Origin of the sequence: Mucilaginibacter sp. KACC 22773, assembly GCF_028736215.1 — a bacterium.
GTDB lineage: Bacteria > Bacteroidota > Bacteroidia > Sphingobacteriales > Sphingobacteriaceae > Mucilaginibacter.
Map to the genome: position 1 here is coordinate 6,613,638 of NZ_CP117883.1, position 19,149 is coordinate 6,632,786.

The following is a 19,149-nucleotide window of genomic DNA, read 5'->3' on the forward strand; positions in this document are numbered from 1 at the left end:
ATAGTTAAGCTTTAACGCATTAGTTTTTACTTTTTAATATGGTATCAACCACCGAAAAAACGGCTAAAACAAATCACATCGCCCCAAAAAAGGCGGATGGGAATTGTTTTTTCCGGAAGGCCGAGGAGCCTTCGTTTTTTCAGTCGAATGATAAACCAGCATTTTTTGGTGGGGCTGCTGTTCAGCCCAAATTATCTGTAAGCACGCCCGATGATCCCCACGAAAAAGAAGCTGACCAGGTGGCCGACCAGGTAATGCGCATGCCGGAACCGGTAGCCGCCCCCGTTAATACCAACCCCCAACAGGGCGAAGACCTGCAACGGAAAGAAGAGGAAGAACATACAGTGCACCCCAAACTGGAAACCCCTTCTATCACTTCGCTGCAATGCAAACAGCAGGGAACCATCATCAGCCCAAGGCTAATGCCGTTTGTGCAGCGTAGCAGCAACAGCGACGAATTTGTATCGGATAACAGCGACAATGCACCATCCGGTCAGCATAGTGAAGGCCACTTATCATTAAAATCACTCCCATTATGCCGCAGCCCCGGCCAGGCCGAAAGTAACCGTGGGCCGCCGGCAGCAAGTTCCAGCTTTGAATCGTCACTTTCCTCAAGTAAGGGGAATGGCAGCGCTTTGCCGTCTGACACGATGGCGAGCATGAACTCGCGTTTCAATACTGATTTCAGCGGTGTGCGTATTCATACCGGCGCAACAGCCGAAACCTTAAGCAGCAGCATAAACGCCCAGGCATTTACGCATGGCAGCGATATTTATTTCAATACCGGCAAATTTCAGCCCGGTACTGATAGTGGTGGCTTATTGCTTGCACATGAGCTTACACATACTATACAGCAAGGCAGCGTCTCTCAACCTGCCCAGGGAAGTGCTGTATCCCGAAAACCCATTATACAACGCCAGGCTCATGACAGACCTGTGCCCTCTCAATTAAATAATGCCGTAGCCAAAGCCAAAGGCGAAGTAGGTAAAGTAAATGCAAATGAGGCTGGTCCTGATGGATTCCGTACGGGCTGGCAAAGGCTTGTTGAATATTTTAAAACCACCCTGGGCCAGGATAAAGTTGTTGCCGAAGGGCAACCCGGTTCGCAGGGTGCCGTTTCCGAAGGCGATATTAAAAAAGAAAGAAAAATTGATAATGCGCTGCCGCCTGCAAACCCAAGGCCGGCCGCCGGTCCGTACGTTAGGGATGCTATGCCAAGTTGGTGTGGTATTTTCGCGTTCTGGAGTTTGCACAAAGGCGGTGTACCGTTAAGGAGATGGGAAATAGGCGGGCCGCCGGCAGTTGATGTTAACGCTGCGTATCCGCCGGGCTATATTCCAAAAGCCGGCGATATAGCCTACCGGAATGCATTTTCGCACTATGCGCTGGTGGAGAAAGCCACTGGCGATACAGTTACCACTATAAACGGAAATACATCAGGCGAGAATAACCTTGGCGCCCAAATCCAGGTTAAGGATCATCCGCTAAAAAGCTGGACAGCATTTTTTGATCCATTGATGCTGATGAACGGGCAGCTTGGCTCGGGCGATACTGCTGCTGAAGAAAAACCAAAGACGCTAAGGGAGATGCGGCAGCAAATATTCCACGTAAACCGCAAAGAAGATACAACCTCCGGCGATGCAGAAAGCACCGGTGATAGCATAGAAACACAGGTACATGCCAAACCCGAACTAAGCAACTGGGCCGTTAATCCGGCCGGCGCGCTTACACATAGCCCGCCGGTTACACCCGCTGTACAGGCTAAAGAAGAACCAGGCCATCATGAGGATGACCTACAGGAAAATGAGGCACACTATGAGCCGCATAGCCACGAGATACAACGAAAACATGATGGTGAATACGCTCACAATGAGCCGCAGGGGCCGGATGTTCAGCTTAAGGCGGATAGAAAGATTCAATGTTCATGGTTTGATAGCGCTTTATCTGTCATTAATTCGGCGGTTGATTATGTAGCCAAGGGACTGGAAGCCGGTAAGGAATTTTTACTTAACCAGGCCCGCGATTTTGCAATGGCCATACCGGGCTATATGGCCCTGCGCGTGGTATTGGGCGAAGACCCTATAACCAATCAGCAGGTTGAGCGTAATGGCCATAACTTTATTGAGGCCGCATTTGATATTATGCCGGGTGGCCGCCTGTTGCACCAAAAACTCGAAGAACTTGGCGCACTCAGAACTGCCGAAGCATGGGTTGACACACAAATAGCTGCTATTACATCTGTAGTACAGGGGATTGAGAATAGTGTTGAAAGCTTCTGGAACCACCTTTCGCTTACCGACCTTGCGCACCCTCAACAGATATTTGAGCGGATAGGAACCATTATACATGATGCCATAACCAGCATCATCAATTTTGCGGTAAACGCTGCGACCGAGTTGCTGGCCATTGTTAAACGCTTCCTGCTTAACCAACTGGTATCGTTTATCAAAGATCATACTACGGCCTATCCGTTACTGTGTGTTATTTTAGGACAAGATCCTGTAACCGATGAACATGTAGACAGGAACGGCACAACCATATTGAATGCATTGCTGGAACTTGGCGGCGAAGAAGGCCGCGAACAGCGTCGGCAGATGCAGGAAACGGGCAGCTTTAAAAAGGTTGCAGATTATATCGACCGGGACATCCGGATATTTGGCAATGCCTATACTGACATAAAAGCCGGCATTGCCCATATCTGGGACTACGTATCTATCAACAGCCTGATGCATCCGATAGATACTTTCAATGAGATTTATAACACTTTTGCGGCGCCGGTACGCAAGGTATGGGATTTTGTAACCGAAGTGGGTGCCGCAATACTCCGGTTTATAAAAGAGGTATTGATGGTGCGCCTCTCGGCATGGGCGCGTACGCAGCGGGGCTATTTCCTGGTTACAGTTATTATTGGCGAAGATCCGTTTACGAAAGCAAATGTTCCGCGAAATACCGAGAATGTGATCCATGGCTTCATGAGCCTGATGGAAGGCGGCGAAGAGCAGTTTAACCAGATGAAGGAATCCGGAGCAATCGACCGGACGACGCAACGCGTTAACGCCGCAGTAGAGCGGCTAAATATGACGCCGGAATCGATTATACAGTTATTTATTGATCTGTGGCACTCGTTCAGCTTAAATGATCTTATTCACCCGATAGAAGCCTTCCAGCGTATTATTCACAGGTTTGGTGAGCCTATAGCGCGGTTGATCGCTTTTGTGATCGAGATCATCAAAATTGTGATTGATGTGATCATGCAGATCATGAACTTCCCAACCGACCTGATCCGCAACATTATAGCTAAAGCTATGCTGGCGATAGAAATGATCAAGCGCGATCCGATTGGCTTCCTCAAAAATTTATTGAAAGCGATTAAAGAAGGCTTTACACAGTTCTTTACCAATATTGTTGAGCACCTCATTTTCGGGCTTACAGGCTGGCTAATGAGTGAGTTGAAGGATGCCGGCGTACCCGAACTTAAGGATACTACCTTACGGGGAGTAATTACCTGGATACTGGCAGTGCTTGACCTATCGATGGAAACCATTTGGAAGAAACTTGCCGAGCATCCAAAAATTGGCCCGCAAAAAGTTGCGAAGATCCGAAGCGTAATCAATACCCTTGAAGGAATATGGACATTTATAAAAGACGTACAGGAACGAGGTATTGAGGCTATTTGGGATAAGATTAAAGAACAACTGACTAATCTTTGGGACACCGTGCTCAGTAGTGTTAAAAACTGGGTAATGGAGCAAATTGTTAATAAGGTTACGGCCAAGTTGCTCTCTATGCTTGACCCAACGGGTATAATGGCAGTTATTAACAGCGCTATTGCACTTTACAAAGCCATACAATCCTTCATAAAATACCTGCGCGAAATGTTACAGGTTGTCAATTCGTTCGTGGAAGGCGTGGTTGAAATTGCCAGCGGTAATACCGCAAGGGCTGCTAACTTCCTTGAAGGCGCACTGCACCGCGCTATGCCTATAGTTATAGGCTTCCTGGCCAACCAGGTTGGTCTTGGCGGGATAGGCCACCGAATTGGCGAGTTGATTGTGAGCGCCCGTGCACTGGTTGATGAAGCTATAACCTGGCTGATAAATAAAGCGGTTGACCTAGGCAGCAAGCTGCTGGAAATGGGAAAAAATGCAATTGCTGCTGTGATGGATTGGTGGAAAGCCAAGAAAGAATTTACACTTCCGAATGGTGAACAACACGAAATATATGTTGAGGGAACAGCTGCCGCACCGCTAATTATGGTGGCGAGCAATAACCCTAAAACCATTGAGCAGCTAATTGCCGATGGAAAACCAAAGGTAGCCACAGACCCTGTAAAAACAGGATTGCTTGCTAAGGCCGAAACAGACAATAATACGCTAAAAGATAAGATCAAAACTAAAAAAGGCGAAATAGAAGCAGCTGTTGAGCCGCAAAAAACGCAAAAAGAAAACGAGCTGCGGCAGCATATATTGACAGAATTAGAATCGATCAAAGAATCGCTTAAAAACGGCGGTGCGCTAACCACTGCCGAAGTCGATCTGCCGGTCACACCGGTTCCAACGTATGGCGGGCTCGATACCGGATTTGCGACCAGTATGACCATTAAACCGCTTACAAAATTGGGTATTACAGGTAGTGACGTTAGCGCTGATAGTCAAATGTACCGCGATTTGTTGTTAAGAAAGGAAAACCCAGACGGAAGAAGTTTCTATGTAGCGGGACACTTGCTTAACAACAACCTGCATGGTGACGGATCGACCTGGCAAAATTTGACTCCGATCACGCAGACCGCAAACGGAGATCACCTCAGGGATGTTGAAAATCCGATAAAAGATGAGGTTACTGCCAATTCTATTATGGAGTATACTGTAACCGTAAATTACCAGGATTCTGCGAAGACCAACCAGTTATTGGGCGAAATAAGGGCACAGGATCCGAACTATACCGGCAACCCCGAATTGGATCAGAAATATAAAATTATATCTGCCGAAGCGCGTTTGCCACGTTCATTTAGTTGTACTGCCAGAAAACTCAAAAAGGGCGCAAATCCAGGAGAATATTTACCGGATAAAGATATATTCGTAAATAAACCGGTTACAAGCGATATTAAGCAGGAAAGCCTGGCTGTATATTACCTTAAAGGAGGACTTGGCACTACCTATAAATCGCTCGCCGACCTCATGGCGGCCGCCAAAACCGAAGCCGCTAAAGCCGGTTCATCATGGGATGCTTTCTACAAGGATATTAATTATCGCGCCAGTATCGATAAGAGAATTGCCGATGACGCAGCAAATAAAGGGAAGATAAAAGAGCCGTTTGATCAGCAACGGCTATTTGAATTTGAAAAGAATAAGATAGAAGATATTCCGGTTGTTCCAGCTTCAATACAAAACTGGGAATCGTTCCAGGGTAACAGAGAAGCTTACCGGCCCGATGCAATTAACCCGAACACACACCTTAAAACGCTGAAGAAAAACTTTGGTACAAAAATGGGCCGTGTAAAGGCCGAACTACTCCGATCGGCCAGGGAAATGCTTGGCGCCGTTATTGCAACCGATAAATGGAACGACTTTAGGAAAGCTAATAATCTTTATCCAAGAGCTGATATACTTGAACAGAGCGAATTGGATACTTTTAAGGCGACTTATTTTGACCCTAAAATAGCAAGTTTACGGGCAGCCCCTGCTCCGGGCACCGCTCCGGCGGCAACTCCGGTACCACCCACAACACCATAATTATAACAAACGTGAAAAATAGTGCAGATACCAATTTTTGTATTTTAAGAACTTAAATAAACCGCCATGGCAAACAAAGTAATATACCGTCGCCGGCGTCGCCAGGCACCTGCGGCGCACGACAGCAAGTTTTTCAAGAAAGATGCCAGCCAGGAGCAATCCTTCTTTGGCGACCCTCAAAAACAGGCTTTTTTCCAAAATCAGCATGTGCAGCGCAAATGCGATCATTGCGAACAAGAAGAGAAAAAAGAAGTTCATCGCGTGGCCGATAAAAAGGAAGAAGAGAAGCGTGTGCACCGGATGGAGGACAAAAAGGAGGACAAAGAAATACACCGGACTACGGATAAGAAAGAGGAAGATAACACTGTGCACCGGATGGAGGATAAAAAAGAAGATAAGAGTGTGCATCGAAAAGAAGATAAAAAAGAAGACGAAAAGATGGCGCACCGCAAGGATGATGAAAAGGATGCGCATCGTAAAGTTGATGCTGCAAGCTCACCGGCTACCGCATCGGCATCGTCTTATATTTCAAACTTAGGCGGTAAGGGCAACGAACTGCCGGCGTCATCAAAACACTTTTTTCAAACGACAATGGGTGCCGATTTCAGCGACGTCAAGATACACACAGGTACGGAGGCAGAGCAGTCGGCAGCTGCCATAAACGCTAAAGCTTATACTGTGGATAATCATATAGTTTTTGCTGCTAACCAGTTTAATACCGAAACGCACGAAGGCAAAAAACTATTAGCGCATGAACTTACACATGTTATGCAACAATCGGATGGCATAAACAGGAAAGCTACCATACCTTCAACCACATTACCGGAAACAGAGCTGGAAGGCGGCATAGGTAATGTTACAGGAAAAGGCACTTCTACATCAAACCAGGTTGCTCATGGCGGCGATGTTAAGGTTGAGGGGCTTACCACAGCAAATTATGATCATGGTACTTTTGCCACCACCGATATTACAGCCGAACGAGCCAAAGGCTGCAAACCTTGCGGTAAAGCTCCTTGTGTAACATTGAAAGGCACGCTGGTTTCGGAGTTTCATGCTGACCCTAAAGTGAAACTCCCCACGGTTCCGCCAGGGCATACCCCTTGTGAAACAGAAAAGATCCAAACCTTTATTGATACCAAGCTAACCAATCACGAACAGGAACACGTTAACGCCTTTAATACTTACAACGGTACCGTAAGTACACCATTTGCTTTTACAGGCTGCTATACGGAGGCTGAGCTGAAAAAATTTGTGCAACCTATTCACGATAAAATTGAAAAAGACCGCGAAACTGCAGCCAATTTGCTCAGTAAAAAGCTGGACCCGTTTTTAGAGAAAATAGGCACAGAGGAATGCACCGACAGGCCGGCGCCCACCGCGCCGAAACGAGCCGCGCCACCGCCGCATCATTAATCAATTTATGTTAATTCTCTTAAAATCGATACCTTTATTTTGATGATCCATCAGCTAAAAAAGATTACGCCGCCGGGCCTTGAAACAGCCATAAAACTATGTCGCGACCTGGTATCAGAACGGGTACAAGCACATTTTAACAACATCCCATTTGATGTAGTAAAATGGTATGATCAGCATGGTTACCAGTTAAGCAATGATCCTTTAGCAATTATCCCCGATATTAATGACCATGAAGCCTGGGTAACTGTAATGATCACACTGATTCCGCATGTGCAGCCCAACTTTTTCGAGTCTGTTATTTTGGAGCACCTCCCCAACGGTGGCGATTTTCCGGAAATTGGCGGGGTAAAAGCCACTAATCACCGCAGCATGTTGCCAACCGGCGAAACCCTGCAGTTCATCCTGGCCGGCACCAATGTTACTCAACGGGTGCGGCTTCAGCAACTATTTAGCCAGGACCATTTTTTTCATCGCCAGGGTATAATATGGCTGGAAAATGTTAAGGAAGGCGAGCCGATGATGAGCGGCCGCATCATATTAAACCCCGAATGGGTTGACAAGATTTTATTGGGGAAGGAAAGCCCACCCAGGTTCGGTCCCGATTTTCCGGCTAAGAAAATTGAAACCGGAATCCAGTGGGATGATGTTGTGCTTCACCCACGCACCATGAACCAGATAAATGATATTCGGATTTGGTTATTGCATCACGACAAGTTCAATAGCGATGCAAATCTTAAAGTTAAAATAAAACCAGGTTACAGGGTGCTTTTTTATGGGCCGCCGGGTACCGGAAAAACCCTGACCGCCGCACTTTTGGGAAAAGAATATGATAAAGACGTTTACCGGATAGACCTTTCGCAAATTGTAAGCAAATACATAGGCGAAACAGAAAAAAACCTGGAAAACGTATTCAGAAAGGCCGAGACGAAAGACTGGATATTGTTTTTTGATGAGGCCGACGCACTATTTGGCAAGCGTACCAATGTGCAGAGCGCCCACGATAAATATGCCAACCAGGAAGTAAGCTATCTTTTGCAGCGCGTAGAGGATTTTCCGGGATTAATGATCCTGGCATCAAATTTTAAAAACAATTTGGATGACGCGTTTCTGCGCAGGTTTCATAGCGTGGTGCATTTTCCTATGCCAAATGCCACCGAAAGGCAAAACCTTTGGAACAAAACTTTACCTGCCGGGTTAAAATTAGATGCATCAATAAACCTTAAAGAACTGGCCGAGCAATTTGAACTAACCGGGGCATCTATACTCAGTGCGGTTCATTACGCCACGCTGCAGAGTTATGAGCGGGAGGATGGTATATTATTCCATACAGATTTGATAGACGGCATTAGAAAAGAGTTTTTGAAAGAAGAAAAGTCGATAGATAATTGATTTAATGGTAAGTTTTACCAATGAAACGATTTTTAAGTTTTTTGGCGGTAATCATTTTATCATTGGCTGCCATCAAGCCTTGGAATCCCGGAGTTTTGGCCTTGCAAGATGCCAGGACAGGCGCCTAGTCTGTGATTCTCGCAATCGCTCCGTTTGAACGTCCCAAACCGGGCGGTTCCAATTTCGTGTTCAATCCGAATAAATAACAAGCTAAACAAAAAGCTGTTATTTACCTTTTAACTGCGCCATCACTCTAATCGTTTTTAAGATTACGCCAATTTCACTGTTTAAATTTATGTTATTAAGATAAAGTAAATCATAACGAATACGGTTGCACATTTGGTCAACATTTTCAGCATAACCATAATTCACCTGCCCCATTGAAGTCAAACCCGGTTTCAAGCGTAACAACTTTTTATAATTAGGAGATCTTTCTATGAGCTGCTCTATAAAAAACTGGCGTTCGGGCCTTGGCCCTACAATGGACATATCACCTTTTAGTACATTCCAAAACTGAGGCAGTTCGTCTAATCGGGACTTTCTTATTACACGCCCCCATTTAGTAATCCGCGGATCGTGATCACTTGATAATTGAGGCCCTAATAATTCAGAGTTAACATACATGCTCCGAAACTTGTAAATTTTAAATGGCTTATTATTCCTTCCAATTCTTTCCTGAGCGTAAAACACCGGTCCTTTTGACGTCAACTTCGTTATTATCATTAACAATATAAATACCGGGAATCCCGGTATCATCACAAACAATGAAAACAGAATGTCAAAACACCGTTTAAAAATAACTATTTTAAGGCTAAGTTCAACAGAATTGGACAACTGAATTACCGGAAAACTTTTGTAATTGATAATAGTTGCACTACTGTTTTCAAGTACTAAATCAGAAACAAACTTAATTTTAATAGCATTCTGGTCGCCAAAATCAACAATGCTTTTAAGCAAACTCTGGTCAAGCGCCCTGTAACATATAAACACCTCTTTTACCTCTGTTTCTATAATTTTATCGAATAACATTTGCCTGGTCATTTTACCAAGCGATTCTTCTGATATATTGCCGACGAAATTATAGCCATATTCCGGCTGCTTCTCAAAAGAGTTTTTTACCCTGTGTGCGATATCTTCATTTCCGATTATAAGGATGTGCTTAATATTAAATCCCTTTTTGCGGATATAATCTAATCCCGCAAAAATCAATGATCGTTCAACAACTATTAAAATAAAAAACATCAGGTAAGTAAAAAACATTTCCCAACGGCTTACTTGATAAAACTTGAAAAAGTATACCACGCCAAGTACAGCTACAGAATGGTAAATAAGGGATGACAAAATTCTGTTAATGCTATTACTAAGTACCAACGGTCGTTGGATCACGTAATTTTTAGTTAATGAGGCGATAGAAATCCAGGCCATATTAACCAAAAGTAAAAAAACAGACGAAGTTATCTCATTGGAAAAGTAGTTAAATACCAATAAATGAGCGAATTGAATGCTAATATTTAATATTATTAAATCACTGATAAATGTGATTATGGGTAGGAGTTTTGAGTAACGTATATTCATAAGGGTTAAGGATAAGGATGCACAAATGTAATACTTTTTCACTTATAATGCACTAATTATGCAAAAATGATAACAACTACTACAAATACGGCTGCTGACCCATAAACGCTACAACACAACATTAATTATTTATTATTTTGAAAAAAAACGCAACACACTACGCCTTCTTGCCAACGATATAGTCCAGAATCTGCTTTTTAAACCTTTCCGTTGAAAACCCGGCGGCGTGTGTAACAATTTCATTATAATTAAAAAATGATTTATTAACATCAAACCATTCAACCGCTTGTTTGATTGATTCTACCGATTGCTCGTCGAAAAATATTCCTGTTTTGTTTTCGATGACGCTTTCTAAAGCCCCGCCTTTTTTATAGGCGATAACTGGCGTGCCGCAAGCCTGTGCTTCTACCGGTAAAATGCCGAAATCCTCTTCGGCTGCAAAAACAAAAGCCTTTGCTTCTGCCAGGTACCTTTTTAACTCATGAAATGGCTGATGTCCCAATAATATAGTATTTGACTTTGCTAATTTGCTCACTTTTTTAAAATCAGGCCCATCCCCAATAACAAAGAGTTTTTTATCCGGCATTTGGGCAAAAGCCTGAACAATAAGGTCAATTTTTTTATAGGGCACAAACCTCGAGCAAGTGACGTAATAATCACTCTTCTTATAAACAGGCAAAAAATCTTCTGTTGCAACGTTAGGATGAATAACTGTGCTTTCGCGGCCGTAAATCTTCTTGATACGCTTAGCGATATAGTTTGAATTGGCTATAAAATGATCAACACGGTTGGTGCTAATAATATCCCAGGCCCGGATCCGATGAAGCAGGTATTTTGCGACAAATCCCTTTACACCTTTATTCAATCCGGATTCTTTTAAATACTGATGGTGCAAGTCCCAGGCATATCTTATCGGAGAGTGGCAATAACAAATATGCAACTGGTTTGAATTTGTTAACGCCCCCTTGGCCACGGCATGAGAAGATGAAATGACCAGGTCATAACCCGACAAATCAAATTGTTCAACCGCAAGGGGGAACAGTGGTAGGTATGACCTGTATTTTGTTTTCGCGAAAGGCAGCTTCTGAATAAATGATGTTGTTATCTTATGATTGCTAAGATTCAACGCCTTAATAGTTTCATCCCGCGCAACCAATGTAAAAATATCGGCATTCGGATAAAGTGAGGCTATTTCTTTAAAAACATTTTCTGAGCCGCCAATAACGGTAAGCCATTCATGTACTAATGCTACTTTCAAATTTTAATAATTAAAGTTTCTACTGTTTTGGCAATTTGCTTAGCCGACACTTTCCAACTAAATCTGTTACTGTTTTGCTTACCTTTTTTAATGAGACTATTACGCAAATCCCCGTCGTTAAGTAATAAGTCTATCCTTTTCGATATATCGTTTGTATCAAGAGGATCTAAGTATAAACTGGCATCACCGCAAACTTCCCGCAAGCTGGGAATATCAGAAACAAGGGTAGGGCAGCCATATTGCATAGCCTCGATAGGAGGAAGCCCAAAGCCTTCATATAGGCTTGGATAAACAAACATTTGCGCTTGCATATATAAACCCGCTAACTGAGCGTCATCAACACGCCCCGTAAATATGACGTTTCCATTGGTTCTGAGCATTTCGTTACCCTGGTTATTAAAAATTGAATTAACATCGCCAACAATAACAAGTTTGAGATCTTTGTTAGTTGTTAATTTAAAAGCTTCTATAAGGTTCAGGATATTTTTTCTTTTATCTATCGATCCAACCGTTAAAATATACCTCCCGTAACCTGCCCCGGCGTATTTTGGAGCCGCCAGATCTGATACTCCATTATATATTACTTTTATTTTTCGAGGATCAATCCCAATGTACTTCACAATTTCCGACTTAGAGAAATCACTAACGGTGAAAACAATTTGGGCCTTTTTAGCAATTCGCGGGATTAGAAATTTATAGAAGCGTACGAAGTTTTTGCTAAACCAATCGGGATTGACTAAAAAAGCAACATCATGCAACGTTATGGCCTGATTGTTATAAAAAAGCGGAGCTACGTTACACAAGTTGATCAAAAATGGCGTCTCATTTTTTTTTAAATACCGGGGCAGGTCAATTTGCTCCCAGGCAACACCACTACGCTTACCTATTATGGCTACTTCAAGTTCTGCCGCTAACTGATGGTGAATAATATTTGACGGGGCAACAAATTTAACCGAGGGCGTCAACGCTTTTAAATGCCGGGCAATTTCGATGGCAAAACGTTGTACCCCGGTAAGTTTTTGGGTAAGAAAACGGGCGTTTACTACGATATTCATTCTTACTTCTTCAGGATAAAAATGTAAAAAAAGAGTACAATAAGTGGCGGAAAAAACATGTAAGAGAAAACGTAAAAGCCAGAAAATTGCATTCCAATTAAACTATAAAAAGTAATAGCTACAATATTTTTAGCCATGTTTCGATTTTTCATCCAGTGTTTAAGATATTTGGTAAAATATCCAATTATTAACCCGGATATCAAACTTACCATAATTACACCGGGCCAGGAAAACGACGTATATCCCCATATTGATACCGGTAGCCGTAAGCCCCCCGATGTAATGTCATTTAGATCGGTATCAGGGCTTATAACACTTAGTGCCCAAACCGATGGATTCCATTTATAATGTCCTGGCACCAATCCTCCCAAAAAAGTTTTACCATAGGTGAGTTCGGGATTGAGCAAATACATTTTTAAAAACTGCAACTGATCTGATATATCCGGAGCTCCGGAGGCGATAAGCGTCCATATGGAATCTTCAGCGTACAGATCCGTAAATTGATCTATACCAAAAATGAGCCCTATAATATAATAAGAGATACTGCCAACAATAATGGTTAGGGAATTTATAATAACAAACAGCCATGAATATATTTTACCCTTACTGGCACATACTAAACCAATAACTGTTAATAAGGCAAATGCCGTTGTGCCCCGGTTTAATGTCGATAATAATACGCATGACGCCAATATAATTAATGAAAAATTAAACAGGCTTCTTTTTAGATAAAACAATATAAACCCAAAAGCGATAGCATTAATTAAAATAAGATTAGCAACCCGGTATAAAACCGCAACTCTCATGTAAGGAGCCTGATATGGTCCTCTAAAAAACTTGGCGTTGAGTGGATCACTTGCAAAGGCGGGCACAAAGCCCATCACCAGGTAGCTTAATAACATCCCCACTATGCCAACTATCAAAAATATCTGTGTAAGCTTTATAAATCTTTTTTCGTAAAACTCATCGCTTCTGATCACAAAGCTTAAGGGCATTGTTATAAGAGGCAAAAAGTTACCAAGCAGTATGCCAACCAAATAGCAAAAAGCCCCTAAAACTGTTATTTTATAAAACAGGTCAAAAACTTCGCCGTTGTAATTTTCATTATCGCTTAACATTAACAACGGAACAAAATAAGCTACGAACACAAAACCAACATTTAACCACATGGGGATGTTGTATCTGCTTGGCCAAATTATTAGCGGTCCGATTGCTAAAATTGTTAATGAAATAAAGAGAATGAAATTACCCATTATTCATGTTGTTATTATGATAATCAGTGGCCAAAACTTTAATAACTGCTTTGGCCGTTTTATTTACAAATGCAAATCTACCTTTACAAAGCCTTTTTAATAACGCATAAATAACTCCGGGGGTAACTGTATATAAACAGCTGGGATACCATTTTTTTGTAAACTTGAGCCTATTAACTATCGAATAATAATCAGCAAAAGATTTATCTTTATTTTTGCCGCCGAAAGAAGCTCCTTCAATTGAAGTGCCTTCTTTATGATATACAATCGCGTTGGCCTGTAATGCCGGCTTAAACCCCTTTTGTTTGCTTGCCAAAATCCAATCCAACTCCTCATAGTACAAAAAATAGTCGTCATTCATCAAACCTACTTTTTTCAAAAACGAAAATGGCAAAAACATTGATGCACCAACTATATAATTATCCGGGTTCATTGTAAAATTATCATATTGTCCGTTATCAATTTCGCCTTCGCCAACATGATAGGTGCTGCCTAACCACTTGTTGTATCTGCCTGCCACCGCCTGTAATACTTCTTTTTTATAATAAAAGTTAAGCTTACTACCTAATATGGTGTCGCCTTCCCCATTTTTATAAAATCCAATCAGGTTTTCGAGGCAATCTTTTGCAATAACAGTGTCGTTGTTTAACACCCATATAAAAGAAGATTCATCAGCCTGCCTTAATATGTAGTTAAAAGCTAAATTATTAGCAGCGGCAAAACCCTTATTAGCAGCCCTGACAAATAATAAACGCTCGTTTTTTAAATAAGGCATATCGTTAAGCTGCTCTTCTTTGATATAGCTATAAGGGATAGGCTTTTTAACTAACGGATAAACTAATTCTGGAAATAAAGTCTCTATATCATCTTTGCTTTGGCCGTTAAGCCAGTTATGGATGTTATTTTCAGAAATATCATCAGGAGAATTATCTATAAGAATAACCTGAAAGTCCTGGTAAGACGATTTCAACACGCTTTCAAGACACTCGATGGTGTCCTTATATTTGGTATAATTTACTACTACAATGAAAGCTCTATTCATGTTTTAACTCTGCTTCAATCAGTATTTTTTTACAGGTGAAATACTGTAAAAAAGCCATCTTGTTTAACATTCTTTTTATTGGATGCGTTTCGTCAAAGCTATAGCCAAAAACTTTTTTATATTGCAGATTAAAGGAGTTTAGAAACTTAATTAGCGAAGTTTTAGAATAGAAATTAACCTGCGAACTTTTTGCAAGCGTTAAGCGCCCAAACTTTAAATCGTTTTTCATGAACCCTAAAACAGTTCCTAAGCTCCTGTAATTGGGCACTACAATAATTAGTTTGGTATCCTGCCGCATCAATTTTATAACATTTTGCATATACTCTAAAATATTCTCCTGGTAGGGCAATACGGTATCTAAAATAATCACGTCGGCCGCTGCAGGCATATCATTGTCAGTATAACACTTTACGGCAACTCCATTGGGCCAATTATCATTTAATGCCGATTTGAACATTGAATTGGCATATAAGGTAAAGCTGCTTTTTTTCAAAAACCTTAATTCCTGAACCGATGACAACCCATGGTGAATGATTACCGGTACCGGCGATTTTACTTTATTTATTACCTGGTCAATAAAATCAGCCTTCTGTACCGCATCATCCAGAGGTATTTTGACCGGTTTATTATTTTCTTCCAGCTGGTTATCTGAGGCTACCTTGATAACATAGTCTGCCAAAGCTTCGGTTGTTAAGTTTCTCCGTGTATGATCTAATAACAAATTGACTTGCTGGTTATATGCCTCATCAGAAAAAGAAATTTTACTTTCAATCTTTGTTTTTATATCCAGCAATACATCCTTTGGGAAATTGGTCAATGTGTTAGCAGGACAATCCTTTAAATCTTTAAAGTACGGCAGGCAGCCATTTGCTAATATTTCATAATGCCTAAGACAATCCCAGCCTTCCTTCTTAAACGTAGCTGCAAACTTGGATGTTCGATAGTCGGCGTAATATGATTCTTCTGTTTTGTAAATATACGTATTAAGTTCTCCGGGGTAGTTTATCGCCCAATCCCGGCTTTTATGAGGAACGCTATCGACAATTTTTTCGACCGGAATTGCAAAACTGATTGGGTATACGTTCTTTTGAGTGCTTACTAATTCTCTTTTAAAATAAAGCCCCTTACTTACCAATTGAGGAAGCACAGATGTTCTGTCTTCGCCATCAATAAATATAATTTTATTTGAAGGATAGTTATCAAACACCTCTTTTAAAAACAATTTACACTGTTGTACAGCACCATAGATTATGTATCTATAATAATTATTTTCAATTCTACTGGCAATTTCGGTTATTGATGGTACATTTTTAACCTGAGTATTCAAAAGGCCATATAAAGAAAAGCCTTTTCCATATAAATGTTGCTGCTCATCTGGCAACAAGGTGTTGTACATATACCACATGTCATTAACAGATTCTACATCTTTACCATACTTTTCTTTTAAGCCATGGTATAAAGAATCACATAGATAATCTGGCTGACCGGCACCACTAATAAATAATATTTTCATGAAAGTTTCTTTCTGATAATGCCCGAAAGTTTATTATAAACTTTAAACGCCAGGGTTTGATAATACCAAACTTTTACTTTACCTAACTTGTCAATTTCGCCAAATAGCTCATTACATCTGTTTTTGTAATCAACCTTAAGATTGTCGCCCCAGTCAACAATTAAACTCGGTCTTTTTTCAAATTCAACACCTAATTTGTCAAATACCAGTTGCTCAAGGCTATATACAATTGCCTGGGCATTGTACGAACAAGAAATTTTATCAATGGAGTTTTTTCCCATTTCTTTGGCCAATAATGGATTTGAGCTTATTTCGTTAATGGCCCGGGCTATTGTTTCTTTTAAACGATAAGATACAAATCCTGTAACTCCGTTATCAACAACCTCAACCTGGGCGTTATCTTTAGCCGGGGTACTTATAGTTACTACCGGTACCCCCATGCTCATGGCCTCGGCCATAACCATTCCAAAACTTTCACCTATGTTACTTGCGGCCAAAAACACATCCATAGCTTTATAATAGGTTAAAAGCTGCCTCATATCTGATGTATTGTTTAAGATTACCACGCTATCGGTTATTTTTAATTTTTTTATAACCGCCTTCATGTTTTTTGTGGCGCCCACAAGTAAAAATTTAGCCTCTCTGTTATATTTAAGATATTCTTTAAATGCGATAAGGGTTATTACATCAAACTTATGATCATCGGCACGACCTACTCTTCCAACCACAAAACAATCAGCAATGTTGTGTATTTGTTTAAACTTAATTACTTCTTGCACCCCCGGTTCAATATCTTTGCCTTTCAAAAAGTCGATATCAACAGGATAAGGCAATACCTTTCGTTTATAGGCATATTGATCTGCAAAAGCTTTGTCAAGCTTCATACGTCTTACCAAAATCATTTTTGATATATACAGATCAAAATCAATTAAATCATAATAGCGGGATTTTTCAAAATGGCCAAAAACGTTGGTCTGTATAATTAACCGGGGTTTGTTTTTATTTAAAAAAGCAAAAAGTTTGTTGTCAACCTGGCCATAACCGTGCCAATGAAAAACATCAGTTTGCCGTATAAGCGTTTCAAATTTTTCAAAATCACCATTTAACACCACTACGTTTATACCCAGATCACTAATTAGTTTTTCTCTTTCGCCACCTTTATAAAGACCTACAGCGGTAACGTCAAACCTTTCTTTGTCTAAATATTTACAATATAATTGAAGTGCATATTCTGTTCCACCCAAGCCTAACTGGTCTGCACATTCAATAATTTTTATCTTTTTTCCCATTTAACGAAATCCGTTTATACGATGAATTGAAAAATCTTTTAATTACCATGGCTTCCTCCATATTCAACACCAAAATAAGCCCCAGTTCTGTAAAAAAAATGAATGCTAAAATGACCGAAACCATTATTAAATTATCTTTTAAATACGGTTTAAGATAATCGCGTAAAAAGTAACCGCCAACCGATAGGGCTAAAAATATAAACAATACTAAAAAAGCATCAGTGAGCATCTTTTTCCGAAACTCTTTTAAACCAAAATACATCAATATAAGCCCCATAACAAGGTTAGATAGCATTGAAGAAATTGGAAAAGTATTTAACTCAAAATATTTATTAAAAAACAGGTTAAAACATATTTTTACCAAATAAGTTAAAATTACAACTTTTGAAAAAAAGTAAACCCTTTTTTGCGCTATCAGTAGTTGTGTGTAAACCACATAAAATATCACAGCAAATAACCCCAATCCATACCATCGCAATAATAAACTTGTAGGTTCAACGTACAGTTCAACAAATTTTCCTCTTACCAATATAATTTCAACAATTTCGCGTGGTACAATTATGAGCATAATTGCTATTGGAAGTATTATCAAGGCTGTAAACCGAAAGTATTTCTGAGTTTCCTGCATCAGTTCTTCGCGCGTATTTTTTACAGCATATAATGATAGCAGTGGGGTTAGCACCGTGGTTACCACAGCAATCATAAGGCCTGTTGGTAGTTCTGTAAATTTTCTTGCGTAATCAAGCATCGAGGTGCTTCCAGTTCCCTTGGTTGTTGTTAAGTTCCGCTCAATAATGGTATCGGCCTGAGAAAACAAATAATTGACGTACAACGGCAGCGCAAAAATAAAAAACGGTTTTACCAGCTGCAAACTCGGCATTACAAGCCTAAATTTGTAGTTGAATTTAAACCTAAGCTCCTTGTATAATATTGCAAGTAGCAATATGGAACTTACATAAGCCGATACAATCAATGAATAAATACCTATAGACGGCGATAGCACTATTATTAAAATGATGTTCAGCGTAAGGGAGATAAAAGAAAACAAATCGGGGATAAAATATGATTTATAGGCATTTAAAATTGAACTCCAGATATTAACAACCTCAAGCATGACCAATGAGGGAATTAAAATATTAATCATAGAAACCAGCACATTCTTTTGTGCCGGCGTAAAACCGGGAGCAAATAAATCTGCCAGATTTGGCGAGAAGCAATAAACTAAAATACTGATAATTAACGATATGATAATTATTGTAGAAATTAGCGAGTTGGTTGCGTCATTAACCTTTTGCTCTGATTCCTCTTCGCGGATATGAATATATTTGGTGATAAATGTTTCATTAACCGGGCCAAAAAAAAGTTGTATAAATACCGTTATAATTGACACACCAACCAGCCAGGCATCCCTATCGGATGAAGCACCAAAATATTTTGCCGATAAAATAATGATAACCAACGTTAACACCGCTTTAACAACTTTAAGCGCACCAAGCCCAATAGTAATAGAGATACTTGATTTTTTAAAATACTGATTTAATCTGGACGTAAATTTCAATATGTTTTTAATTAAAGCAGTTTAAGTTAGCGGTTGAATACGTAAGTAAAATTGAATTGATAAAGCAGA

Annotated in this window: 11 protein-coding genes; 3 read left to right on the plus strand and 8 right to left on the minus strand. The window is 40.5% G+C overall.

Features of this window, described 5'->3' with window-relative positions:
- Nucleotides 1-38 precede the first annotated feature (38 nt).
- The 3 genes from PQ469_RS27395 (at nucleotide 39) to PQ469_RS27405 (ending at nucleotide 8,537) form a co-directional block, all read left to right on the plus strand.
- Complete coding sequence (locus tag PQ469_RS27395) at nucleotides 39-5,732, plus strand: eCIS core domain-containing protein (RefSeq protein ID WP_274210519.1); 5,694 nt, start codon at nucleotides 39-41, stop codon at nucleotides 5,730-5,732.
- 66 nt (nucleotides 5,733-5,798) lie between these two features.
- Entirely contained in the window at nucleotides 5,799-7,145 is a 1,347-nt protein-coding gene (locus PQ469_RS27400; RefSeq protein ID WP_274210520.1) for an eCIS core domain-containing protein, read from the plus strand.
- Nucleotides 7,146-7,187: 42 nt separating this feature from the next.
- The gene (locus PQ469_RS27405) at nucleotides 7,188-8,537 is read left to right on the plus strand and encodes an ATP-binding protein (RefSeq protein ID WP_274210521.1); all 1,350 of its coding nucleotides are present in this window, start codon (nucleotides 7,188-7,190) and stop codon (nucleotides 8,535-8,537) included.
- Between the two features lie 225 nt (nucleotides 8,538-8,762).
- Here PQ469_RS27405 and PQ469_RS27410 read toward each other — a convergent pair whose 3' ends face one another.
- From PQ469_RS27410 to murJ, 8 genes are all read right to left on the minus strand, one after another.
- Nucleotides 8,763-10,112, minus strand: coding sequence for an exopolysaccharide biosynthesis polyprenyl glycosylphosphotransferase (locus tag PQ469_RS27410; protein WP_274210522.1), 1,350 nt, complete (start codon nucleotides 10,110-10,112; stop codon nucleotides 8,763-8,765).
- A 157-nt stretch (nucleotides 10,113-10,269) separates the two neighbouring features.
- Entirely contained in the window at nucleotides 10,270-11,370 is a 1,101-nt protein-coding gene (locus PQ469_RS27415; protein ID WP_274210523.1) for a glycosyltransferase family 4 protein, read from the minus strand.
- Entirely contained in the window at nucleotides 11,367-12,335 is a 969-nt protein-coding gene (locus PQ469_RS27420; RefSeq protein ID WP_274210524.1) for a glycosyltransferase family 4 protein, read from the minus strand. Before PQ469_RS27420 ends, PQ469_RS27415 begins: the two co-directional genes overlap by 4 nt.
- A 92-nt stretch (nucleotides 12,336-12,427) precedes the next feature.
- Nucleotides 12,428-13,594, minus strand: coding sequence for an O-antigen polymerase (locus PQ469_RS27425; protein WP_274210525.1), 1,167 nt, complete (start codon nucleotides 13,592-13,594; stop codon nucleotides 12,428-12,430).
- Between the two features lie 76 nt (nucleotides 13,595-13,670).
- Nucleotides 13,671-14,720: a glycosyltransferase family 2 protein gene (locus tag PQ469_RS27430; RefSeq protein WP_274210526.1), complete on the minus strand. Its 1,050-nt coding sequence runs from the start codon at nucleotides 14,718-14,720 to the stop codon at nucleotides 13,671-13,673.
- Nucleotides 14,713-16,233 (minus strand): hypothetical protein, encoded by a 1,521-nt coding sequence (locus tag PQ469_RS27435; protein ID WP_274210527.1) that lies wholly within the window; start codon nucleotides 16,231-16,233, stop codon nucleotides 14,713-14,715. Before PQ469_RS27435 ends, PQ469_RS27430 begins: the two co-directional genes overlap by 8 nt.
- Complete coding sequence (locus PQ469_RS27440) at nucleotides 16,230-17,522, minus strand: glycosyltransferase family 4 protein (protein WP_274210528.1); 1,293 nt, start codon at nucleotides 17,520-17,522, stop codon at nucleotides 16,230-16,232. The genes PQ469_RS27435 and PQ469_RS27440 overlap by 4 nt, the downstream gene beginning before the upstream one ends.
- Nucleotides 17,497-19,080: a murein biosynthesis integral membrane protein MurJ gene (murJ, locus tag PQ469_RS27445; RefSeq protein ID WP_274210529.1), complete on the minus strand. Its 1,584-nt coding sequence runs from the start codon at nucleotides 19,078-19,080 to the stop codon at nucleotides 17,497-17,499. The genes PQ469_RS27440 and murJ overlap by 26 nt, the downstream gene beginning before the upstream one ends.
- Nucleotides 19,081-19,149: the final 69 nt, after the last annotated feature.

Coding starts and splice junctions, on each gene's coding strand:
- PQ469_RS27395 (WP_274210519.1), top strand. CDS start 39: ATGGTATCAACCACCGAAAAAACGGCTAAAACAAATCACATCGCCCCA.
- PQ469_RS27400 (WP_274210520.1), top strand. CDS start 5,799: ATGGCAAACAAAGTAATATACCGTCGCCGGCGTCGCCAGGCACCTGCG.
- PQ469_RS27405 (WP_274210521.1), top strand. CDS start 7,188: ATGATCCATCAGCTAAAAAAGATTACGCCGCCGGGCCTTGAAACAGCC.
- PQ469_RS27410 (WP_274210522.1), bottom strand. CDS start 10,112: ATGAATATACGTTACTCAAAACTCCTACCCATAATCACATTTATCAGT.
- PQ469_RS27425 (WP_274210525.1), bottom strand. CDS start 13,594: ATGTGGTTAAATGTTGGTTTTGTGTTCGTAGCTTATTTTGTTCCGTTG.
- PQ469_RS27430 (WP_274210526.1), bottom strand. CDS start 14,720: ATGAATAGAGCTTTCATTGTAGTAGTAAATTATACCAAATATAAGGAC.
- PQ469_RS27435 (WP_274210527.1), bottom strand. CDS start 16,233: ATGAAAATATTATTTATTAGTGGTGCCGGTCAGCCAGATTATCTATGT.
- PQ469_RS27440 (WP_274210528.1), bottom strand. CDS start 17,522: ATGGGAAAAAAGATAAAAATTATTGAATGTGCAGACCAGTTAGGCTTG.